Here is a 23,053-nt window from a genome sequence, read left to right as displayed (position 1 = left end):
ATTCCCTCCCTTTACCATCCGGCCAGCATCGTCAGCCGTACAAAGGTAAATACAAGTCCATCGTGCCACGGGAGCGCCTGCCCCAGCTCCGTCAGTTCCTCGTCATCGGCAAAGATCCGGTAGATCCCGTCTTCAAAACACTGGACCGCATTCTCCACCGCCTGGTCCGCATCCGCATCGTTCCCTCCTCTGAGGCCGAAGGAGATCTTTCCCGTCACAGCCTGCTCCTGGATCGTCTCACTGGTCAGCCAGGGAACGATCTGCCCCGTATCCTTCCTCTCGTTATACTGGCGCACCCCCAGGCATACCAGTCCTTCCACCAGCTCCTTCACAGTTTCCGGTCTGGATTCCAGAAGAAACTCCACAGGCTCCACGGCTCCCTGGTTCTTTTTCCCCAGCTTCCGCATCCGAACTTTTATGGTATACAATCACGTCTCCCCCTTCCGGTGATCCTATCATGTTCCCATTATATCATACTCCATTCATCGAACTCCAGTTCTATTTTCTTACATTTTTATAACGTGCCGCTGGTTCCCCCCCTGCGTTTTTCTTCTATTTTAATACGCCGGTCAGCCAGGGCAGGCCCAGGGAGACAGCCGGCACAAATGTCACCAGGAGAAGTCCCGACAGAATGGCTCCGTAGTACCAGAGCATATAGGGCATGACCTCAGACAGCGAGGTCTTTCCCACCTTTATGGCGACAAACAGGGTATTCCCCACAGGAGGCGTGATATTTCCAATGCAGAGATTGTAGACCAGGATCAGGCCGAACTGGACCGGATGCATACCAAAGGCCTCCACCACCGGAAGAAACAGCGGGGTGAAAATAAGAATGGCCGGGGTCACATCCATGAAGGTGCCCGCCAGAAGAAGGACGGCGTTCATAATGAGGAGCAGGGCCGCCGGACTGGATGTAAATCCCAGAAGAGCGGCGGAAACTGCCTGGGGGATCTGTGTGAAGGCCATGACCCAGCCCAGGATATTGGACACTCCGATGAGAAACACCACCATACCGCTCATCCTGGCGCTGTCGGTAACGATACGCCAGAACGAACGGACCGTGATATTCCCGTAGCAGATCCCCAGGACCAGGGCGTATAATACGGCAATGGCTGCTCCTTCTGTGGCTGTGAAGATCCCGGCTATGATGCCTCCGATAACCACCACGATAAGGGTGAGGGAGGGAATGGCCCGCAGAGCGGCTCGTCCCAGATTCTTCCAGTCATATTTCCCGGCGGCTCCCCTGTATCCCTTTCTCCCCGCTGCCGCCACCGCCACGGCAATACAGCAGGCGGCCCACAGAATACCGGGCACATAGCCCGCCAGGAACAGCGCCGACACAGAAACGCCTCCGGCTGCCAGAGAATACGTGATCAGAGCGTTGGACGGCGGGATCAGAAGTCCCGATGGCGCAGACGCCCCGTTGGACGCCGCGCAGAGAGCCGGATCATAGCCCTGCTCCTCTTCTCCGTCCCGCACCATGCTTCCCACGGCGGCAGCGGCAGCCGACGCAGACCCGGAAATAGCCCCGAACAGGGCGTTGGCCCCCACATTTGCCACCAGAAGAGAACCGGGAAGTCTTCCAAGGACTGCCAGCACAAGGTCCACCAGCCGTCCGGCGATCCCTCCCTGGTTCATAAGGTTCCCGGCCAGGATGAAAAACGGAATGGCCGTAAGGCTGAACCGGCTCATTCCCACAAAGATCCTCTGGGCCGCCGTCACCACCGCCGCATCCGCAGAGACCGTCGCCAGGATGGCCGCCAGGGAAGAAATTCCAATGGAATAGGAAATGGGCACCCCCAGCGCCAGAAAAACCAGCATCACGCCTAAGATCGTCCAAAGTGCGTTCCATGCCATGGATCAGCCCTCCCTTCCTGTTTTCAGGATCTCCCAGAGATTCAATCCTGTATACACCACACAAAGTACGCCGCTCACCGGAAGGACCGCATAAAAGAAGCCCACAGGAAGCCCCAGGGATGAAGTCATTTGTCCCATAGCCAGGTCTGTGATCTTCATCCCTCCATAAAAAAGAATGACCACAGAAAAAAGAAGAGCCACTGTCTCAGAGAAAACAGCCAGTCCCTTTTTCAACCCCGGCCCCAGCCGTTCCATCAGCAGCGGGATATTCATGTGCCCTCTTTCACCAGTCACCAGGGACGCCCCAAAAAGGGCCATCCACCCGAACATATAGGACACCAGCTCCTCGGACCAGGACGACGGATTTTTTAAAAGATACCTGGTAAATACCTGCCAGCAGGTAAGGACCACCATAGCCAGGAAGCTGACGCCGGAAAGGATCTCCAGGGTGTGGTCCAGAACGTTTCTCATTTTCTCCATGATCTCCTCCTATTGGCCGGACGCATACATTTCATTGTATTTCCGGATCCTCTCATATAAAGGCCGGAGGGCGGGATTTCTTTCAAGGACCATCTCATGGAGCGGCAGTACCGCCGCTGCGAACGGTTCCCGGTCCGGATAGAGAAAGGTCACCTTCTGCTCCTTTTCCGCCTTCTCCCTGGCCGCCTCCACAGCCTTCCCCCACTCCTCCTGCTGCACCCGCTCCAGCTCTTCAAAGCCCTCCTCAAATACGGCTCTTTCCTCTTTTGTCAGGCTCTCCAGGAACCCATAGTTCCCGATCAGAAGATCCGGGACCATCTGGTGCATGTCATAGGAGTAATACCGGCATACATCCCCGTGGCCATTGTCCGTCAGGGCCATCTCATTATTTTCTGCCCCATCGATGATGCCGGACTGAAGGGCCGTATAAACGTCCCCGAAGCCCATGGGCGTCGCCGACCCGCCCAGAAGCCGCATCATTTCAATATTGGTGGGGGACTGCTGGACCCGGATCTTTAGCCCCCGCAGATCCTCCGGCCGTTCCACAGGCTTTTTTACTGTATAAAAATTTCTCGTTCCCGCATCCAGCCAGGCCACCGCTGTAAAGCCCGCCTGTCTGGTGGCTGAAAAAACAGGCCCCGTCACTTCCTCATCCTCCATGGCCCCATGGTACGCCTCTGTGCTCTGGAACAGGTAAGGGAGGTTAAAAAGCTCATAATCCTTGCTGAAGGTCTCCAGAATGGCGTTGCTGGCCACACAGAAGTCCATGGCCCCGGTCTGGGTCAGCTGTACCATATCCGTCTGGGAGCCCAGGAGCTCGCTGGGATACACCTCCACCCGGAACCGGTCCCCCAGCCTTTCCCCGATCATTTCCTGGAAGGCAGTCAGCGCCAGATGGGTCGGATGGTTCACCGACTGGTTGTGGCCGATACGGACGATCCGGCGGGAATCAGTCCGGGACCCGCAGCCACTTAAAAGTGACAGAAGCCCGGCCGCCAGGACCGCGCCCATCGTAAGTCTCCTTTTTGCAGACTTCTCTTTCTTCATACCTGCACTGCCTCCGCTCCCGGTACAGAAAACCCAAAATACCGCACCGCATTTTCATAGGAGATCCCCCGGACGATCCGGGAAAGGGCCTCCCAGTCCGCCGGATACTCCCCGTTCTCCACCCAGCGTCCCAGGATACCGCAGAGGATCCGCCGGAAATACTCGTGCCGGGGATAGGATAAAAGACTCCTGGAATCCGTCAGCATTCCAACAAAGCTCCCCAGAAGGCCCAGGCTTGCCAGACTCTTTAACTGCGCCTCCATGCCATCCTTGTGGTCATTGAACCACCAGGCACTTCCCTGCTGTACCTTCCCCAGGATACCGTCTCCCTGAAAGCAGCCAATGAGAGCGCCGATGACCGCATTGTCCGCCGGATTCAGGGAATAAAGGATGGTCTTTGGCAGCTCCCCGGTCCGGTCCAGGGCGTTCAGATAATCCGCCAGCGGCCCGGACCGCAGAGGGCTTAAGATACAGTCTGCGCCGGCATCCGGCCCAAGGCCCGCATACAGACGGCTGCTGTTGTCTCTTTTCACGCCGAAATGCAGCTGCATCACCCAGCCCCTTTTATGGTATTCCCGGCCCATCACAGCCAGAAATGCCGTCCGGAACGCCGCCAGCTCCCTCTTTTCCGGCATCCGGCCCGCAAGCCGCCAGGAAAAGATCGTTTCCACCTCTTTCCGGGACGCCTCCACATAAGGGACATATGGAAGGCCGTGATCTGCGGTCACACAGCCCATGGAAGCAAAAAAGTCCATGCGTACTCTCAGGGCGTCCAGGAGAGACGAAAAATCATGGATCTTCCGTCCGCTGGCGGCTTCCAGCCGTTCCAGATACGCCGGATAATCGGTTCTTTCCAGGCTCATGGCCCGGTCCGGTCTCCAGGCCGGAAGGACCTGTACAGGAAAGCCCGGATCCTCTGCCAGCCTGCGGTGCCATTCCAGAGGATCGGCCGGATCGTCAGTGGTACATAAAACCTTCACTCCCGACTGGCGGATCAGCCCCCTGGCTCCCATGGACGACTCCTTAAGCTTCTCCCGGGTCAGCGCCCAGACCTCTTCTGCTGTCCTTTCATTGAGGACTCCGCCGTACCCGAAATACCGCCTCAGCTCCAGATGGCTCCAATGGTACAGCGGACTGCCCGCCGCCAGTTCCAGGACCCTGGCCCATTTCCGGAATTTTTCCCAGTCGCCTCCGTTTCCGGTGACCAGTTCCTCCGGCACCCCGCCGGCCCGCATCAGCCTCCACTTATAATGATCCCCGCCCAGCCACGCCTGGGTGAGATTTTCAAATCTCCGGTCCTCAAAGATCTCCCTGGCGTCTATGTGACAGTGGTAATCGGCGATGGGCATGGGCTCAGCATACGTATGATACAGCCGCCTGGCCGCGTCCGTATCCAAAAGAAATTCTTCATCCATAAACGGCTTCATGGTCTCACTTCTCCCCTTTCCCCAGGGCGTGCAGAGTCCCTCTGACCATGCCCGGCCCCGCTGCCATTTCCGTGAAATACTCTGTCACCCTGTCTGCCAGTCCGGCCTTAAAAAGATCCACTCCAAAGATCGCCGCATCCGACAGGACCGGCCGGAGGGCTTCCCTGATCTCTGATCCCGGCACACCTTCTGGCCGGAGAACGTGCTCCGATTCCCGGATATGCTCCATCTGGAGACAGCCTCCCAGCTGTATCCGTTCCAGCTGCCGTCCCAGCCTTTCCGCCATGGGATCCGGGCTCAGCTCCATGGGCCTGCCATCATCATCCACGGCCATCCGGTACCGGAGCCATCCGGCCAGCACCAGAGGGATACCCCGGAGACGGTCCATATCCAGATCCGGAGATTCCATATACGTCTTTATGGTCTCCCCAAACCGCACAGAAAGCTTCTGGGACGTGTCTGTGGCGATACGCTGGGGAGAATCCGGCAGGAACGGGTTGGGAAACCGGACTGTAAGCACTGTATCCAGAAATTCCCTGGGATCCAGGATCCCCGGATCTGTGACAGCCGGCAGCCCCTCCTCATACCCGATCCGCCTTAAAAGGGAGACCAGATCCCTGTCCTTCATCTCCTCTGAGATCTTCTTATACCCCAGGAGACAGCCGAATACCGCCAGCGCCGTGTGAAGCGGGTTCAGACAGGTACATACCTTCATTTTCTCTGCTTTTTCCACAGTTTCCCGGTCTGTGAATAAAAAACCGGCCTTTTCCAGCGCCGGACGTCCATTGGGAAAATCATCCTCGATCACCAGATACTCACATTCCTCTGCGTTTACAAAGGGAGCCGCATACGTATTTTTTGCCGTCACCACAGGCTCCATGCCCGTTAATCCGTCCTCCTCCAGGATCTTAAGCACATCCTGCCCTGGTCTGGGGGTGATCTTATCGATCATGGTCCACGGAAAGGCCACCCGGCTCCGGTCGGTCACATATTCCAGGAAGCCCCGGTCTGCCAGCCCGTTTTCACACCATTTTCCGGCAAACGTCTCCATGGCCTCCAAAAGCCGGTCCCCGTTGTGGGAGCAGTTGTCCATGCTGACCATGGCAATGGGCTTTCTCCCCGCAAGGAACCGCCGGTACAGAAGCCCCGCCACCTGTCCCATATAGGTTTTGGCCCGGTCCGGCCCGTTTTTAAAGTCCTCCTCTGCTCCGGAAACGCCATATCCCTTTTCTGTGATGGTAAAGGACGCGATCTGCAGCGAGTCCATGGTGAAGATCTCCTTTAACCCGCCCAGGCCGTAAGAGGCCAGGATGCTTCCCACCACCGTCTTCTCCACCGTTCCGTCGGCCTTTAAGGTGACCAGGACCGAATATTCATCGTGGGGCCGGTTCACCCTTTCCAGGATCTCCGTATCGTAGCCCTCGGCGGCCACAAGCCCCTGGTCCATGATCCCCTGGTCCAGCAGTTCCTGGACTGCCCTGGCCGGAAATGCCCGGAAAATATTTCCGGCACCAAAATGGACCCAGACCGGTTCCCGCCCGGTGGCCTCCCGGACGGCCTTCCGGTCAAACTCCGGCAGCCTATATCCCCGCTCCGTCCACCACTTCCGCTCTCTTAAACCTTTCTCATTGAGCTCCATTCACCTTTTCCCCCTTTTCAATGGCCTCCCAAAGGCCGTTTAAATAGGCCGCTCCCAGGGCCCTGTCATAAAGCCCGTACCCGGGCATGGCCTCCTCTCCCCAGATCATCCGCCCGTGGTCCGGCCGTATGGGACCGGAAAAGCCGGTATCATAAAGGGCCTTCATGATCTGGTACATATCAAAGCTGCCGTCTGAGGACAGATGAGCCGCCTCCTCAAAATCCGTGGGGGAATTGAACTTAAGGTTCCGCACATGGGCAAAATGGATCCTGCCCTTCAGGGCGCGGATCATGTCCGGCAGATCGTTGGCGCGGCTGGTGCCGAAGGAGCCGGTACAGAAGGCCACGCCGTTATGAGGATCGTCCACCATGTCCATGATCCGGAGCACGTTTTCTTTATTGGTCATGATCCGCGGCAGCCCGAACACGCTCCAGGCAGGGTCGTCGGGATGAATGGCCATCCGAATGTCATATTTCCGGCATACGGGCATGATCTGCTCCAGAAAATACCGGAGATTTTCAAACAGCCGTTCCTCATCCACGCCCTGGTACATGGCAAACAGCTCCTTTACCCGTGCCATGCGCTCCGGCTCCCAGCCCGGCAGGACCGTGCCGTTCATATCCCCGGCAATGGAGGAAAACATGGTCTCCGGGTCCAGCCGGTCCACCGCCTCCTGGGTGTAGGCCAGCACCGTAGACCCATCAGGGCGCAGCCGGGCCAGCTCCGTCCTGGTCCAGTCAAACACTGGCATAAAGTTGTAGCACACCAGATGAATGTCCTCCTGGCCCAGATTTTCCAGCGTCTCTATATAGCGGCCGACATACACCTCCCTGTCTGCAGCCCCTGTTTTAATGGCGTCATGGACATTGACGCTCTCGATCCCGGAAATATGGAGCCCGGCGCCCTCCACCTCCTGTTTCAGCGCCCGGATCCGCTCCCGGCTCCACACTTCTCCCGGCTTCGTATCGTAAAGCGTCGTGATGACCCCGGTCACGCCGGGGATCTGGCGGATCTCCTTTAAAGTAACGGTATCAAACCCTGTCCCATACCACCGCAGTGTCATTTCCATCCCATACAACCTCGCTTTTTGAAAAATTCATATGCTTTGGGATTAGTATGCCGCCTGGGAAAGAAAATATGTGCAGGCACACAGACCCGCGGAGTGTTTTTATATTATAGGACGTTCTTTCTTATAACAGAATAAAGCTCCGGGCCTGAGCCCGGAGCCATTTTTACAGCTTCAATACCTGGAGTACCTCTTTCATCCGTCCAGTCAGGTATTTCTTCTTATTATATGCAATAAAATACTGACGTTCCAGAGTATCGTCCGTCAGCTTCACCTCCTTAAGCCGCCCAGCGGCGAGCTGCTCCGCCGCCAGCTCCCTGGGGAGGATCGTAATGCCGAAGCCCTCCTCCGCCAGCTTTAAAAGACTTAGATCGCTGATGCTGTCCACCACCGGCCTGGCGCTGCATCCGTGGGACTCGAACATGGCATCAATGCAGACCCGGTTCCCGCTTCCCTTTTCCCGCAGGAGCAGCCGGTACCCCGCCAGCTCCTTCACAGTCACCGGCCCATGGGGGCCGTAGGAGGGGGCGCAGACCGCCGCCATCTCTCCCCGGAATAAGGGCTGGATCACCCGCCTGGTCTGGTCCTTCAGCCCATCCACCACCGCAAAATCGATCTCATTCTCATTCAGCTTCTCTTCAATGGTCACGGTGTTCCCCACCAGCACCTCCATATGGATCCCAGGTATTTTTTCTTCCAAAAGCTTCAGCATCCCTGGGAGAAACGTTTCTCCCACCGATACATTGACTCCCATACGGCATCTGGCCATGGAGGTTCCGTCCCGCAGCACCGCCTCCGCTTCCTCAAACTGATCCAGGATAGAATCCGCATATTCCCTTAAGGTATTTCCCGCCTCCGTCAGATAGATGGTGCGGTTCATACGCTCAAACAGCTTCACCTGGTAAAAGCTTTCCAGCTCCTTTATGGCAACACTGACTGCCGGCTGGGTCATATTCAGCTTCCCGGCAGCCGCAGTAATGCTCTGGCATTCACACACGGTCTTAAAAATGTACATATGGCGGACCGTCATACTGGTTCTTCCTTTCATAAATAAATATTTATATATTTTATTTTAATATATATATTGATTTATGTCAAGAAAACCGTTATAACAATAGGGAACACAACGAAAAGGAGATATGTATGGAGAATCGAAACAAAACTCTTCTGGAAATATTCCTGACCTTCCTAAGGATCGGCGCATTCACCTTCGGCGGCGGCTACGCCATGATCCCGCTGATCCAGAAGGAAACAGTGGAAAAACACGGCTGGATCTCTGACAAGGATATCCTGGAGATCGTTGCCATAGCGGAATCTACTCCCGGCCCCATTGCCGTCAACTCGGCCACCTTTGTGGGCTACCGGGTCTGCGGCTTCACCGGAGCCCTCTGCGCCACCCTGGGCGTCGTCCTCCCGTCCTTCCTGGTCATCACAGCCATCGCCTTTGTGCTCCGGGAATTCCAGTCCATGAAGGTGGTCCAGTACGCCTTCTTCGGGATCCGCGCCGGAGTCCTGGCCCTGATCCTGAAGGCCCTGTGGTCCATGTACCGCCAGTGTCCGAAGAATCCGGTTTCCTATGCCATTGCGGCCGGTTCCTTCATCCTGGCGGCCATCCTGAACGTCAACGTGCTTCTGGTACTGATCCTCTGTGCCGCCGCAGGCTTTCTTGCATCCACCATTTCCTTAAGGAGGGCTGAATCATGATCTATCTGGAGCTTTTCTGGACATTTTTTAAGATCGGCGCATTCACCTTCGGCGGCGGCTACGCCATGCTGCCCCTGATCCAGGCCGAGGTGGAATCCCATGGCTGGATGGCCTCCGCTGACCTTGTGAACTTCGTGGCGGTCAGCGAAAGCACCCCCGGTCCCTTTGCTGTAAATATTTCCACCTATGTGGGAACGGAGCTGGCCGGGATCCCCGGAGGGATCTTTGCTACCCTGGGCGTGGTCCTCCCGTCCTTCCTGATCATCCTTTTGGTGGCCCGGTGCTTTGAGGCCTTCCGGAACAGCCGGATCGTAAGCGGCTGCATGGCTGGTCTAAAGCCCGCTGTCATCGGCCTCATCGGCACTGCCGTCCTCTCCGTTGGAAAGACCGTTTTCTTCCCCCAGGGCTTCTCCACAGGCGTCCTGGGCGGCATGAGCTTTTACATCTCCCTGGCCATCTTCCTTCTGATGACCGTACTGGCCTTCAAAAAAGTCCATCCGATCCTTCTGATCTGCCTGTCAGCCGTCATCGGGATCTGCGCCGGTTATGGACTGGGGCTGCCAGTGTAGATGTGGATATGAAAAAAAGCCCGCCAACAGGCAAAAAATCGCCCCGGCCGCACGGCCTGAGCGATTTTTGTTTCTGATCTATAATTCTCTGTTCCCTCTCTGAGCACATCCGTATCCTTTTTCTCCCATGCCCGGATCTCCTGGATTTTTTCATGAAAAATCAAGAAAATACAAAGACTTTGGATGCCAGAGCAGAAAAATCCCCCAGCACCCACAAACTTGAAAAGTTCTGGGTACTGGGGGAAAATATCCAGGCCGTGGTTCTCTCTGCCCGCTTTATCCCTCCGCCTGGGGCACCCGCGCATTCTGAACGAATCCGATCAGCTGGCCCGACAGCACCACCGTTAAAAGGGATACGGCGATGCGCTTCAGATCCAGATAGGATAAGGACAGCGCCAGCACCAGCAGGTCGCTGGCCAGGTACGGGATCCGGATATCGCTCTTTGTAACACGGCAGATACTCATGGCCAGGGCGTCGTCGCCGCTGGGGGCTCCGCCGGCCCTCACGCAGAGTCCCGCGCCGATACCGATGAACAGCGCTCCCACGATGGCTGCCGTCAGCGGCATATCCGCTAATCCCGGCCAGAGTCTCGGGAACTGCTCGAACACCGCATAGGAAGCGGAAAACGTAAACCCGGCAATGGTGGAATAAAGAATAAACGACCAGCCCAGAAGCTTCCAGCCCACCAGATAGCAGGCTGCGTTCATAATAAAGCCGGTAATGGCCGGAGAAAGGTCCAGCCAATAATTTAACAGCAGCGTCATTCCCAGGATCCCGCCCTCCGTAACGCCGGAAAGCGAATGGACGTTATAAAGGCCAAATGCCATGATACTGCTGCCGATCATACACAGTGCTATTTTTCTTCTGTCTAACTTAATTTTTTTCTTTGAAACCATAATATCCTTTCTTTACAACGATCTCTGTCCGCCGTGATCCGTCCGGCCTGGTCCTTTCCGACACGACGGCCCGCCCTCATTACCCGAGGACCGAAAAATTCACGTCGGACAACACATTCAGCATCTGGCAGAACTTTTCAATATCTTCCTCTGAAAACATTTCTGCGATCTTCTTTACCGCCAGGCTATCCTGCTTTTTATATATTTTGTAGTTGGGAACTGCCTCCTCATTGATGGACAACAGATTCTGGCGCCGGTCTTTGGGATCCGGCGTTTTGACCACCAGCCCCTGGCGGATCAGCTCATTGATCTTTAGCGTTACTGCTGGTTTTGATACGCACAGCATCTCCGCGATCTTGGACGCCGTCAGCCGTCCGTCCATAGCGTAGATCAGCTCCAGGTACAGAAGACTGTTGTAGGTAATATTTTCGTCGATGAACTGCCGGTTCATCAGGCGCAGATCGCATAAGGCGGTGCTGTAATAAAAAGAATCCAGTGCCCTTCTCAGTTCCATTATCTACCCCCCATTTTTCATTTGTTTTAGCCATAATAATTATTATAGCTTAACTATATAGAAATGTCAAGCCCCTGGAACAGTTCCCTCTTTCCGCCTGTGAGAACGCATTCGTGCCACTAAAAAAGCCGCCCGTCAGTTTCCTGACAAAGCGGCCTTTTCTCATTGGTAAATTAGCACTTAACTACGTTTACAGCGCGCAGCTTCTTGCTGTTCTTCGGATCCTGCTCGGTATCGAAGGTAACTTTCTGACCCTCTTCCAGAGTCTTGAAGCCCTCGCCTACGATAGCGGAGAAGTGAACAAATACATCGTCGCCGCCGTTGTCGTTGGAAATAAATCCGTAGCCTTTCTCAGAATTGAACCACTTAACTGTACCGTTATTCATTTTGGTACCTCCATAAATAAAATTTTCCGCACTGCCCTCAATAAATCCCCTTACATTTCTGTCGGCCTTTATTCAAGAAAACTCACATGCATCTGTAATTCATTTAACGTGCAAATGACTTACAAAATTGCATGTGAGTTCAATAATGCATCGGAATTACTGTAACAATATCACAAATCCGTCTGCCTGTCAATTATATTTTCCTGTAATTTTCCAGAGTTTTTTACAGGCCTCAGCCAGTCTGTTTTTACGGGCTTTTTACGCCTGGCTTACCGTCTTTCCCTTGAATACAATCCTCTTTGTTTCAAGCGTTTCCTTATCCAGCAGGACAAACGTAGCTTCCTTTCCCTCTGTCAGGCTTCCGATCCGGTCCTCCATTCCAATGGATCTGGCCGGGTTATAAGAAGCCGCACGCACCGCATCCGCCACCGGGATCCCAAACTTCACAGCCTGGCGAAGACATCCCATAAGGCTGGTCACAGAACCTGCCAGCGTCTCCGGATGGCCCAGAAGCGTTGCACGGTTTCCATGGACTTCGATCATCTGTCCGCCGAAGGGATATTCGCCGTCGGGCATTCCTGTGGCCCGCAGGGAATCGGAGATCAGGATCATGCGTTCTGCTCCGAACATGGCGAAGGTGGCACGGATCACGCTGCCGTGGACATGGATCCCGTCGCAGATGATCTCGGGCATGACCTTCTTATTATCAAAGGCCGCTCCAATGACTGCCGGCTCCCGGTGGTGAAGGGACGGCATGCCGTTATAAAGATGAGTGGCATGATCTGCTCCCGCCGCAAAGGCTGCGCTGGCGGTTTCGTAATCGGCAACTGTATGGCCAATGGAAACATGGATCCCTTCCTCAGCCGCAGCCTGGATGAATTCCATGGAGCCCGGCTGTTCCGGAGCCAGAGTCACCAGCTTCACAAGACCTCTGGCGTCTGCCTGGAGTCTTTTTAACATGGGCACATCGGGATCATGCAGGAAGTCGCTGTTCTGGGCTCCCTTTTTTGCGCTGGAAAGGAACGGGCCTTCCAGATGGACGCCCACCAGCTCTGCACCGCCGCTGTTTTTCTCCTTATGGGCTGCGGCATTCTTACAGATCAGGGAAAGCTGGTCCTCGCCCAGGGTCATTCCTGCCGGGCAGATATACGCCACGCCCTCGGACAGCTCATAATCTGCCATGGCCTGAAGTCCCTCCGGAGTCGCATCGCTGAAATCCTCGCCGACGCATCCATGGAAATGAACGTCCACCAGGCCCGGGATCACATAGCAGCCGGAGGCATCCACAGTTTCCCCGTCGCTGCTGGTCCCCGCAAATACAGAGCCGTCTGTGCAAAGATCCTTTTCACAAAAACCGTGTTCCAGGTCGAACACGCTTCCGCCGGTTATCCGCATATTTCTACCCCCGTTCCCTCCAGTTTGGAGAGAGCCGCCTCGTCACATACCAGGACAACATCCGGATGGAGCTGGAGGATCGAAGCCGGACACTCCGGTGTGATGGGGCCGCATACAGTCTTATAGATCGCGTCAGCCTTATCTGCACCGCTGGCGATCAGAAGAATACGGCGGGCAGCCATAATGCAGCCGATGCCCATGGTCAGGGCCTGCTTCGGCACATCGTCAGCGCTGGCGAAAAACCGGGCGTTGGCTTCGATGGTGCTCTCTGTCAGATCCACCACATGGGTTTCCTTCACAAAGTGATCAGAAGGCTCGTTGAATCCGATATGGCCGTTTCTGCCAAGTCCCAGAAGCTGAAGATCTGCATATCCAAAGGATTTTACCAGCTCATCATACCTTCTGCACTCCTCCTCCGGATCCTCTGCCAGACCGCTGGGCACATATGTATTCTCCGGGAGGATATCAATATGGTCAAACAGATTTTTCTGCATGAAATAGCGGTAGCTCTGGTCGTGGTCTCCGGAAAGTCCCTTATACTCATCCAGGTTCACGGAGTGTACTTCCTTAAAGCTGAAATCCCCTCTCTGGTTCCATGCTGCAAGCTGTTTGTATGTTCCAATGGGTGTAGAACCGGTTGCCAGGCCCAGAACGCAGTCCGGACGACGGATCACCTCAGCAGAAATAATGTTCGCTGCACGACGGCTCATGGCGTCGTAGTCCTTTTCACGGTATATTCTCATAATTTTTCAGTCTCCTTTCCTTATACATACTCCATCCCTATACAGGATGTTTTTCATAAAGGATTGTATCACATTTTTACCCCTGTGTCATCAGAAACAGGCCTGCACTTTCATAACAATTCTAAACCTCACATTTTCTTATGAAGCCAGTGACAAGCACGTCCCATTATGTTATAATTATATCATAGTCGGAAATTATGTAGTTTAGGAGGGTTCTATCTTATGAATTGTTACGGAGTTTCTGTAAATTTAAAAAATATCCCGGAACTGGATCCGGAGTTCACTCCCCTTTTAAAATTCAATGAAGCGTTTCTGAAAGACGCCACAAAGCCCGTATCCATCGCAGTGGAAAGGGCTGACGGCCAGATGGCTGCCTGCCATACAAAGATCCATGAAGAAGCGGAAATGACCCAGGCGAACCATTATTACATTGACCGCCTGGTAAAGACCATGATCTGGCTTCAGGGCGGCTTCCGTGTTTATGTAAATGATAAAGATCTTTATGACTACTTAAGCAGCGTTTACTGCAAAGGCGGAGCCCGTGAATTCGACTGGGATTTCATGTCCCATATCTATGAGCATGAATTTGAGATCGTGTTCACAGAACAGGTTCCTGAGACCAAAAACGCCCCCATTGCCATGGGAGGACACCTGGAAGGCTGCCGCATCGGCTTTGATGCCGGCGGATCCGACCGTAAGGTTTCTGCAGTGATCGACGGAGAGACCGTATTCTCTGAGGAAGTCGTATGGTTCCCGAAGGTTACCGAGGATCCTCAGTATCACTATGACGGGATCGTAGCTGCCTTCAAATCTGCCGCAGAGCATATGCCGCGGGTGGATGCAGTGGGTATCTCCTCTGCCGGGATCTTCATCAACAACCGTACCATGAGCGCATCCCTGTTCCTCAGCGTTCCCAAGGACCTTTATGAGTCCAAGGTAAAGGATATCTACATTCGTGCCGTAAAGGATACCTTCGGCGATATCCCCTATGCCGTAGCCAACGACGGGGATGTTTCCGCCCTGGCCGGAACCATGAGCTTAAAGGACAACAATGTCCTGGGTATTGCCATGGGCACCAGCGAGGCAGTAGGCTACGTAGACGAGGAAGGCCGCATTACAGGCTGGCTCAATGAGCTTGCGTTCGTTCCGGTGGATGCGAACCCCAACGCCATGATCGATGAATGGGCCGGCGATATCGGCTGCGGCGTGAAATACTTCTCCCAGGACGGCGTGATCAAACTGGCTCCCAGAGCCGGAATCCAGCTGGATGAGTCTGCATCTCCGGCTGAAAAGCTGAAAGCTGTCCAGAAGCTGATGGCAGAAGACGATCCCAGGGCAGCAAAGGTTTATGAGTCCATCGGCTGCTATCTGGGCCATACTCTGGCTTATTACTACCAGACCTATGGATTCCGCTATGTGCTCCTGTTAGGCCGTGTAATGAGCGGTAAGGGCGGAGACATCCTGATGGAAACCTGTGACCGCGTTCTGAAGGACGAGTATCCAGAGATCGCCGATAAGTTCCAGTTAAAGCTGCCGGATGAATACTTCCGTCGTGTCGGCCAGTCCATGGCTGTGGCAAGCCTTCCGCAGATCGGCTAAACGGATCCTAAGATCCCATAATAAATAAACGGGGATGCTGTAAAAGCAGGCCTGGGATTCTTCCTTTATCCCTTGCCTTTACGGCATCCCCATTTTCATTTCTATTCATATTCTTTCCACGATATCCAGATTCGTTCCTGCATTTAAACGTAGCTTCCCCAGATCCGCAGTTCTATCATTTTCCATGAAATAATTTTCTATAAAATCGAGTAGGAGGGAAAATTAAATGAATTTTCCCGACCTCTCACACCACCGTACGTACGGATCCGTATACGGCGGTTCAATCAACTTAACATGTAACACATCTCTTGGTGTAGTAATCTATCATTGAGACTAATCCAAATTGGGTTAGTCTTTCTTTGTTTATTGCAAAATTCATAACTCTTCGCTGACACACATAAGCGATTCGACTACCTGTATATGCCGTAATCCAAGCTATATCCTTATCAACTCCAAGTTTCATCAAATTCTTTATTCGATTTTGCGGAGTTTTCCATTGCTTCCAGATACACATACGCAACCTATAACGAATTCTTGCATCTAGTTCTTTGCAGAGAGTTTTCATACTTCCTATCTTAAAGTAGTTAATCCACCCTCTTATAAGCTGATTGAGTTTCTCCACCTTATAGCTGTTGCTGACTCCCCAGCTACGACAGGTGAGTTCTTTCATTCTTTTCTTGAATTTCGCTACTGATTTTGCGTGTGGTTTTGCCTTAAGCTGATGTGCTCTTGAATCAAAGTAGAAACCAAATCCAAGGTATTTAAGCCCTTGTGGTCTATCTACCTTACTCTTGGTCATGTTGACTTTGAGCCCTAGCTTCTCTTCAATGAATCGTGAAATATTTCTCATGACTCTGTTGGCAGACATTTCGCTTCCGACCATAATAATACAGTCATCCGCATATCGTACAAAGTTAAGCCCCCGCTTTTCCATTTCCTTATCAAGTTCATTCAGCATAATGTTTGCCAATAATGGCGAAAGATTTCCTCCTTGTGGTGTCCCCACGATGGTATCCTCATATTCATCATCAATCATGATTCCGCTGACAAGGTATTTTCTAACGATAGAGATAACATCTCCATCTTTGATAGTTCTACCTATGATAGTCATGAGCTTATCATGGTTTACTGTGTCAAAGAACTTTTCCAAGTCGATATCTACAATCCAGTTATTACCCTCATTCATCATGTCGAGCGCTGTTAGAATTGCTTGCTGAGCACATCTGTTAGGTCTGAATCCATAACTATGGTCATGGAACTGTTCCTCATAGATTGGTGTTAAAACCTGTGCAATGGCTTGTTGTATGAATCTGTCTGTTACTGTTGGTACTCCTAGGTTTCTGACACCGCCATCAGGCTTTGGTATCTCCACTCTTCGTACTGGCTGAGGTTTATATTTTCTCATCCTCAACTGTTCCTTGATGATTTCGCCGTTCTTTGCAAGGTATTCTTTGAGTTCTGTGTACTTCATTCCGTCCACTCCCTCTGCACCTTTATTTCGTACGACTTGCAGATATGCTCTGTTGAGGTTATCACTAGACAATATCTGCTCCATTAGACTACTTGTACCCAAAGGGTATGATATGTCCATGCGTTCTTTCCTTTCCGTCTCGCTTGATTTGACCACCTTTTCCCGCTTAGTTACGGCAGATGTTGCCATTTCTGCAATCCGAGACATACTCAAACTTATTGATTGTTCGCCCCTTTGCTCCATCTCCATTACAGAGACTTCTTCACTACTATGGGCTCGGCTGACTTCTCACAGTTCGTTGTTACTAGGCTGATGGAACCTCTGTGAGACCTCCACGCTTAAGGTGCACGCTCTTTCTCTCCATATATCCGCCACATTTACTCTGCTACTACAAAGGTGATAGTTATTAGACTTCGTTGCTTCATGCCAACTTATCTCTCGTAGCCTGGCCTTATATGTGATTTCTGTTCGTCGGACCAGAGATTTGCTTACAGCTTCCTTCAGATTCTACCTCGCGATAGACACCCTTGCTGTTCGGCTATACACTTCCCACTATCTGGGCATGTTCGGGACTTGCACCCGTTAGAGCGCGCCCATGGCGCGCAAACACAAAAAAAACCAGAACCATCGTTCTGATCTTCATCTCTATACCTTCAAAACCACATACTGAACTTCCGAAACCTTCTAAACAGCCTTTCTGGATAAGCCCTCGACCGATTAGTGACAGTCAGCTCCGTACATTGCTGCACTTCCACCTCTGCCCTATCTACCTCGTCGTCTTCAAGGGGTCTTACTTCTTCCGAATGGGATATCTCATCTTGAGGGGGGCTTCACGCTTAGATGCCTTCAGCGTTTATCCCGTCCGGACTTGGCTACCCGGCCGTGAGCCTAGCGGCTCAACCGGTGCACCAGCGGTCCGTCCATCCCGGTCCTCTCGTACTAAGGACAGCTCCTCTCAGATATCCTGCGCCCACGCCGGATAGGGACCGAACTGTCTCACGACGTTCTGAACCCAGCTCGCGTACCGCTTTAATGGGCGAACAGCCCAACCCTTGGGACCTACTCCAGCCCCAGGATGCGATGAGCCGACATCGAGGTGCCAAACCACTCCGTCGATGTGAACTCTTGGGAGTGATAAGCCTGTTATCCCCAGGGTAGCTTTTATCCGTTGAGCGATGGCAATCCCACTTTCATACCACCGGATCACTAAGTCCTAGTTTCCTACCTGCCCGACCCGTCGGTCTCGCAGTCAAGCTCCCTTCTGCCTTTGCACTCTGCGAATGGTTTCCAACCATTCTGAGGGAACCTTTGAGCGCCTCCGATACCCTTTCGGAGGCGACCGCCCCAGTCAAACTCCCCGCCTGACATTGTCCCCCAGCCAGGTCATGGCTGCAGGTTAGAAACCCAGTGACGCAAGGGTGGTATCCCAACAGCGGCTCCACAGAAACCGGAGTTCCTGTCTCTTAGCCTCCCACCTATCCTGTGCATGCATCACCGAATCCCAGTATCAAGCTGGAGTAAAGCTCCATGGGGTCTTTCCGTCCTGGCGCAGGTAACCAGCATCTTCACTGGTATTTCAATTTCACCGGGTGCATTGTCGAGACAGCGCTCAAATCATTACGCCTTTCGTGCGGGTCGGAACTTACCCGACAAGGAATTTCGCTACCTTAGGACCGTTATAGTTACGGCCGCCGTTTACTGGGGCTTCAATTCAAAGCTTCGGTTTCCCTGACCTCTCCTCTTAACCTTCCAGCACCGGGCAGGCGTCAGCCCATATACCTCACCTTTCGGTTTCGCATAGACCTGTGTTTTTGCTAAACAGTTGCTTGAGCCTATTCTCTGCGGCCGGATCTCTCCGGCACCCCTTCTCCCGAAGTTACGGGGTCATTTTGCCGAGTTCCTTAACAATGCTTCTCCCGCCGGCCTTAGGATTCTCTCCTCATCCACCTGTGTCGGTTTACGGTACGGGCACATGGTACACAATAGCGGCTTTTCTCGGCAGCCGGAATCGCACACTTCCCTACTTATGTTCGGTCCGCGTCACAGATTCGGATTGTGAAACGGATTTGCCAGTCTCACTCCTACCCTGCTTGCCCGGGGCTCTGTTCCCCGGATGTGCTGTCCTTCTGCGTCCCCACAGTTCTGATACCATGCGGTACAGGAATCTGGACCTGTTGTCCATCGGCTACGCACTTAAGCCTCGCCTTAGGCCCCGACTTACCCAGGGCAGATCAGCTTTACCCTGGAAACCTTGGATATTCGGCCTGGAGGATTCCCACCTCCATCTCGCTACTCATTCCGGCATTCTCTCTTCTTAAAAGTCCACAGCTCCTTACCGGTACTGCTTCGCTCCTTTAAGAATGCTCCTCTACCAATGACTTGCGTCATTCCTGAGCTTCGGTGACGTGTTTCAGCCCCGGACATTTTCGGCGCAGGACCTCTCGACTAGTGAGCTATTACGCACTCTTTGAATGTGTGGCTGCTTCTGAGCCAACATCCTAGTTGTCTTTGAAATCCCACATCCTTTTCCACTTAACACGCACTTTGGGACCTTAGCTGCAGGTCTGGGCTCTTTCCCTTTCGACGACCCAACTTATCTCGTGCCGTCTGACTCCCGGTCATCATCTCTGTGGCATTCGGAGTTTGATATTCTTCGGTAGGCTTTGACGCCCCCTAGGAAATTCAGTGCTCTACCTCCACGAGACTAAACCGAGGCTAGCCCTAAAGCTATTTCGAGGAGAACCAGCTATCTCCGGGTTCGATTGGAATTTCTCCCCTATCCACACCTCATCGCCACCCTTTTCAACGGATGTGCGTTCGGTCCTCCATTTCCTTTTACGGAAACTTCAACCTGGACATGGATAGATCACCCGGTTTCGGGTCTGCACATGCTGACTTGACGCCCTGTTAAGACTTGCTCTCGCTTCGGCTCCGGACTTTCCGTCCTTAACCTTGCCAGCATCCGCAACTCGCCGGACCGTTCTACAAAAAGTACGCGGTCGCACCTTAACGTGCTCCCACAGTTTGTAAACACAGGGTTTCAGGTTCTCTTTCACTCCCCTCCCGGGGTCCTTTTCACCTTTCCTTCACAGTACTATGCGCTATCGGTCACTAAGGAGTATTTAGCCTTGGGGGGTGGTCCCCCCGACTTCCCGCAAGGTTCCACGTGTCTCGCGGTACTCTGGATCCCACTAGCTGGCTATCGTTTTCTCATACAGGACTTTCACCCTCTCTGGTCAGACTTTCCAGACTGTTCTGATAACGATTCGCCTCACATATCGTGGTCCGTAACCCCGGAATGCACGCATTCCGGTTTGGGCTCTTCCGATTTCGCTCGCCGCTACTTTCGGAATCGATGTTTCTTTCTCTTCCTCCGGCTACTTAGATGTTTCAGTTCACCGGGTTCCCGGCGTATGGCTATGGATTCACCATACGTCGCTTAAGGTCTACTTAAGCAGGTTTCCCCATTCAGAGATCTCCGGATCAAAGGATATTTGCTCCTCCCCGAAGCTTATCGCAGCTTATCACGTCTTTCATCGGCTCTTAGTGCCAAGGCATCCACCCTGTGCTCTTTCTAGCTTAACCAGATGTCTCTTCGCCGCGGGAACGGCTCTGAAAACGAAGGTGCATAGCGTTGCACCCCTGGCTGTTTGTTTACATTTTTCGGTTTGCATATCTTTCGATATGCCTCGGATGTCTTGTATCTTAAATATATATCTAAGATCTTCTATTCAGTATGCAGTTTTCAAGGTACAGTCTGTATGTTCACTCAGCTAAGCTCACTTGCGTTCGCTAAGATTCGTGAACCGCCTTGCACTAAGCTCGATCTGCGCCTTCCGGCTTGTTCTCGCTAAGTTGCTTTCGGCGAGTGGAGATGGAGAGATTCGAACTCTTGACCCCCTGCTTGCAAGGCAGGTGCTCTCCCAACTGAGCTACACCCCCACGGATGCGGGCCTCCCTCTTTTCTGAGGCTATCCCTGTATTCTGTTTATCTTTACAGCCGGTTTCACTCGGCACTGCCCGAAGGCAATGGGCTTAAGTGGACTCGAACCACCGACCTCACGCTTATCAGGCGTGCGCTCTAACCAGCTGAGCTATAAGCCCATATAAATCTGGCATCCACCTGCTCTCCCATGCCGTCTCCAGCATAGTACCATCGGCCGCTTACGTCTTAACCGTCGTGTTCGGGATGGGAACGGGTGTTTCCCATAAGCGCATCGACACCAGAATTATTCGTCTTTCAGGTCCGCCTGCCGTTCTTTGCAAACCATCTTACGGAGCTGCGCTCCCTAAGCCGTTTCGCAAAGCCCGCCAATACAGTCTGTCATCCATCCAGTCCCAGGAAAACAAGTTTTCCTGTTCCTTCCTGTCTGCCATCCTGTGCAGGCTCCCTTAAAAGCTCAACAGTATATAAAACCCTTACTTCTTCTTCCTTAGAAAGGAGGTGATCCAGCCGCACCTTCCGATACGGCTACCTTGTTACGACTTCACCCCAGTTATCAGACCTGCCTTCGACAGCTCCCTCTTTGCAGTTGGGTCACTGGCTTCGGGCATTTCCGACTCCCATGGTGTGACGGGCGGTGTGTACAAGACCCGGGAACGTATTCACCGCAGCATGCTGATCTGCGATTACTAGCGATTCCAGCTTCATGTAGTCGAGTTGCAGACTACAATCCGAACTGGGACGTTATTTTTGGGATTTGCTTGCCTTCGCAGGGTCGCTTCCCTTTGTTTACGCCATTGTAGCACGTGTGTAGCCCAAATCATAAGGGGCATGATGATTTGACGTCATCCCCACCTTCCTCCAGGTTATCCCTGGCAGTCTCATCAGAGTGCCCAGCTTTACCTGCTGGCTACTGACAATAAGGGTTGCGCTCGTTGCGGGACTTAACCCAACATCTCACGACACGAGCTGACGACAACCATGCACCACCTGTCTCCCCTGTCCCGAAGGAAAAGCATCGTTACATGCTCGTCAGGGAGATGTCAAGACTTGGTAAGGTTCTTCGCGTTGCTTCGAATTAAACCACATGCTCCACCGCTTGTGCGGGTCCCCGTCAATTCCTTTGAGTTTCATTCTTGCGAACGTACTCCCCAGGTGGCATACTTACTGCGTTTGCGGCGGCACCGGAAAGCTTTGCTCCCCGACACCTAGTATGCATCGTTTACGGCGTGGACTACCAGGGTATCTAATCCTGTTTGCTCCCCACGCTTTCGAGCCTCAACGTCAGTTACTGTCCAGCAAGCCGCCTTCGCCACTGGTGTTCCTCCTAATATCTACGCATTTCACCGCTACACTAGGAATTCCGCTTGCCTCTCCAGCACTCTAGCCCAACAGTTTCCAAAGCAGTTCCCGGGTTGAGCCCGGGGATTTCACTTCAGACTTGCTGTGCCGTCTACGCTCCCTTTACACCCAGTAAATCCGGATAACGCTTGCCCCCTACGTATTACCGCGGCTGCTGGCACGTAGTTAGCCGGGGCTTCTTAGTCAGGTACCGTCACTTTCTTCCCTGCTGATAGAGCTTTACATACCGAAATACTTCTTCACTCACGCGGCGTTGCTGCATCAGGGTTTCCCCCATTGTGCAATATTCCCCACTGCTGCCTCCCGTAGGAGTTTGGGCCGTGTCTCAGTCCCAATGTGGCCGGTCACCCTCTCAGGTCGGCTACTGATCGTCGCCTTGGTGGGCCGTTACCCCGCCAACAAGCTAATCAGACGCGGGTCCATCTCATACCACCGGAGTTTTTCACACTGTACCATGCGGTACTGTGTGCTTATGCGGTATTAGCAGTCATTTCTAACTGTTATCCCCCTGTATGAGGCAGGTTACCCACGCGTTACTCACCCGTCCGCCGCTCAGTCATTTCAAATTCCATCCGAAAACTTCCTTTAAAATGCTTCGCTCGACTTGCATGTGTTAGGCACGCCGCCAGCGTTCATCCTGAGCCAGGATCAAACTCTCATGTTTAAGTGTTTGTCCAGTTCAAAAATTCGCTTGGCTAATCTTTAAACCGTTCTACTGTTGTTTAGGTTTTTGTTCTGAATGTTCTCATTCATGGCCAAAACCTTTTGGCCATTTTATAAGAATTTTCAGGGTTTTACATACTGTTCAGTTTTCAAGGTTCTGTGCTGTTCTTGTCTTTCTCAGCGACAGCTTAGATAGTATATCATGTTGTTCGCCGTTTGTCAACAACTTTTTTCATTTTTTTATTTTTCCTTTTTTTCAGGAATTTTTGTCGATATCACTCAACATCGAAC

17 protein-coding genes, 2 tRNA genes and 3 rRNA genes are annotated in these 23,053 nt (G+C 53.0%); 3 read left to right on the top strand and 19 right to left on the bottom strand.

Annotated elements, in window-relative coordinates; genetic code table 11:
• Positions 1–11: 11 nt before the first annotated feature.
• From ACI6NM_RS11030 to ACI6NM_RS10995, 8 genes are all read right to left on the bottom strand, one after another.
• The gene (locus tag ACI6NM_RS11030) at positions 12–428 is read right to left on the bottom strand and encodes a hypothetical protein (RefSeq protein ID WP_262427719.1); all 417 of its coding nucleotides are present in this window, start codon (positions 426–428) and stop codon (positions 12–14) included.
• Between the two features lie 124 nt (positions 429–552).
• Positions 553–1,857, bottom strand: coding sequence for a TRAP transporter large permease (locus ACI6NM_RS11025; protein WP_215653754.1), 1,305 nt, complete (start codon positions 1,855–1,857; stop codon positions 553–555).
• Between the two features lie 3 nt (positions 1,858–1,860).
• Positions 1,861–2,337, bottom strand: a complete 477-nt coding sequence (locus tag ACI6NM_RS11020; protein ID WP_262427718.1) for a TRAP transporter small permease — start codon at positions 2,335–2,337, stop codon at positions 1,861–1,863.
• A 9-nt stretch (positions 2,338–2,346) separates the two neighbouring features.
• The gene (locus ACI6NM_RS11015; protein WP_262427717.1) at positions 2,347–3,384 is read right to left on the bottom strand and encodes a TRAP transporter substrate-binding protein; all 1,038 of its coding nucleotides are present in this window, start codon (positions 3,382–3,384) and stop codon (positions 2,347–2,349) included.
• Positions 3,381–4,811, bottom strand: a complete 1,431-nt coding sequence (gene uxaC, locus ACI6NM_RS11010; protein ID WP_262427716.1) for a glucuronate isomerase — start codon at positions 4,809–4,811, stop codon at positions 3,381–3,383. Before uxaC ends, ACI6NM_RS11015 begins: the two co-directional genes overlap by 4 nt.
• 4 nt (positions 4,812–4,815) lie before the next feature.
• The gene (locus ACI6NM_RS11005) at positions 4,816–6,450 is read right to left on the bottom strand and encodes a mannitol dehydrogenase family protein (RefSeq protein WP_262427715.1); all 1,635 of its coding nucleotides are present in this window, start codon (positions 6,448–6,450) and stop codon (positions 4,816–4,818) included.
• Positions 6,437–7,519, bottom strand: a complete 1,083-nt coding sequence (gene uxuA / locus ACI6NM_RS11000; RefSeq protein WP_262427714.1) for a mannonate dehydratase — start codon at positions 7,517–7,519, stop codon at positions 6,437–6,439. Before uxuA ends, ACI6NM_RS11005 begins: the two co-directional genes overlap by 14 nt.
• Positions 7,520–7,682: 163 nt before the next feature.
• Complete coding sequence (locus tag ACI6NM_RS10995) at positions 7,683–8,546, bottom strand: LysR family transcriptional regulator (RefSeq protein ID WP_262427713.1); 864 nt, start codon at positions 8,544–8,546, stop codon at positions 7,683–7,685.
• A gap of 113 nt (positions 8,547–8,659) precedes the next feature.
• On the opposite strand from ACI6NM_RS10995, the gene ACI6NM_RS10990 reads away from it, so the two are divergent.
• Entirely contained in the window at positions 8,660–9,220 is a 561-nt protein-coding gene (locus tag ACI6NM_RS10990; protein ID WP_022274072.1) for a chromate transporter, read from the top strand.
• Positions 9,217–9,789 (top strand): chromate transporter, encoded by a 573-nt coding sequence (locus ACI6NM_RS10985; protein ID WP_022274071.1) that lies wholly within the window; start codon positions 9,217–9,219, stop codon positions 9,787–9,789. The genes ACI6NM_RS10990 and ACI6NM_RS10985 overlap by 4 nt, the downstream gene beginning before the upstream one ends.
• A gap of 276 nt (positions 9,790–10,065) precedes the next feature.
• Here ACI6NM_RS10985 and ACI6NM_RS10980 read toward each other — a convergent pair whose 3' ends face one another.
• The 5 genes from ACI6NM_RS10980 to nagB form a co-directional block, all read right to left on the bottom strand.
• Positions 10,066–10,686 (bottom strand): DUF6198 family protein, encoded by a 621-nt coding sequence (locus ACI6NM_RS10980; RefSeq protein ID WP_215653756.1) that lies wholly within the window; start codon positions 10,684–10,686, stop codon positions 10,066–10,068.
• A gap of 79 nt (positions 10,687–10,765) precedes the next feature.
• On the bottom strand, positions 10,766–11,200 hold the full coding sequence (locus tag ACI6NM_RS10975; protein WP_158357863.1) for a MarR family winged helix-turn-helix transcriptional regulator: 435 nt from the start codon (positions 11,198–11,200) through the stop codon (positions 10,766–10,768).
• 173 nt (positions 11,201–11,373) lie between these two features.
• Positions 11,374–11,586, bottom strand: a complete 213-nt coding sequence (locus tag ACI6NM_RS10970) for a cold-shock protein (RefSeq protein WP_022274068.1) — start codon at positions 11,584–11,586, stop codon at positions 11,374–11,376.
• Between the two features lie 258 nt (positions 11,587–11,844).
• The gene (gene nagA, locus ACI6NM_RS10965; RefSeq protein ID WP_262427712.1) at positions 11,845–12,981 is read right to left on the bottom strand and encodes an N-acetylglucosamine-6-phosphate deacetylase; all 1,137 of its coding nucleotides are present in this window, start codon (positions 12,979–12,981) and stop codon (positions 11,845–11,847) included.
• Complete coding sequence (gene nagB, locus ACI6NM_RS10960) at positions 12,972–13,724, bottom strand: glucosamine-6-phosphate deaminase (protein WP_158357859.1); 753 nt, start codon at positions 13,722–13,724, stop codon at positions 12,972–12,974. Before nagB ends, nagA begins: the two co-directional genes overlap by 10 nt.
• 222 nt (positions 13,725–13,946) lie before the next feature.
• Here nagB and ACI6NM_RS10955 point away from each other — a divergent pair, with 222 nt between their 5' ends.
• Positions 13,947–15,323 carry an ROK family protein gene (locus ACI6NM_RS10955; RefSeq protein WP_022274065.1) on the top strand — a complete coding sequence of 459 codons (1,377 nt, stop codon included), beginning with the start codon at positions 13,947–13,949 and terminating at the stop codon, positions 15,321–15,323.
• A gap of 289 nt (positions 15,324–15,612) precedes the next feature.
• Here ACI6NM_RS10955 and ltrA read toward each other — a convergent pair whose 3' ends face one another.
• From ltrA to ACI6NM_RS10925, 6 genes are all read right to left on the bottom strand, one after another.
• Positions 15,613–16,896, bottom strand: a complete 1,284-nt coding sequence (gene ltrA, locus ACI6NM_RS10950) for a group II intron reverse transcriptase/maturase (protein ID WP_195277079.1) — start codon at positions 16,894–16,896, stop codon at positions 15,613–15,615.
• Positions 16,897–17,491: 595 nt separating this feature from the next.
• Positions 17,492–20,379, bottom strand: a 23S ribosomal RNA gene (locus ACI6NM_RS10945).
• A 284-nt stretch (positions 20,380–20,663) separates the two neighbouring features.
• Positions 20,664–20,736: transfer RNA gene (locus ACI6NM_RS10940), tRNA-Ala, on the bottom strand.
• A gap of 88 nt (positions 20,737–20,824) precedes the next feature.
• Positions 20,825–20,898, bottom strand: a tRNA-Ile gene (locus tag ACI6NM_RS10935).
• A gap of 6 nt (positions 20,899–20,904) precedes the next feature.
• Positions 20,905–21,022: ribosomal RNA gene (gene rrf / locus ACI6NM_RS10930) — 5S ribosomal RNA — on the bottom strand.
• Positions 21,023–21,231: 209 nt separating this feature from the next.
• A 16S ribosomal RNA gene (locus ACI6NM_RS10925) occupies positions 21,232–22,763 on the bottom strand.
• Together the 16S, 23S and 5S rRNA genes with 2 tRNA genes alongside form the textbook arrangement of a ribosomal RNA operon.
• Positions 22,764–23,053: the final 290 nt, after the last annotated feature.

Source organism: Pilosibacter sp. YYHA0881, from assembly GCF_051602715.1.
GTDB classification, from domain to species: domain Bacteria; phylum Bacillota; class Clostridia; order Lachnospirales; family Lachnospiraceae; genus Alitiscatomonas; species Alitiscatomonas aceti.
The sequence above is the reverse complement of the archived record's forward strand: the minus strand, read 5'-3'. Positions and strand labels throughout refer to the sequence as shown.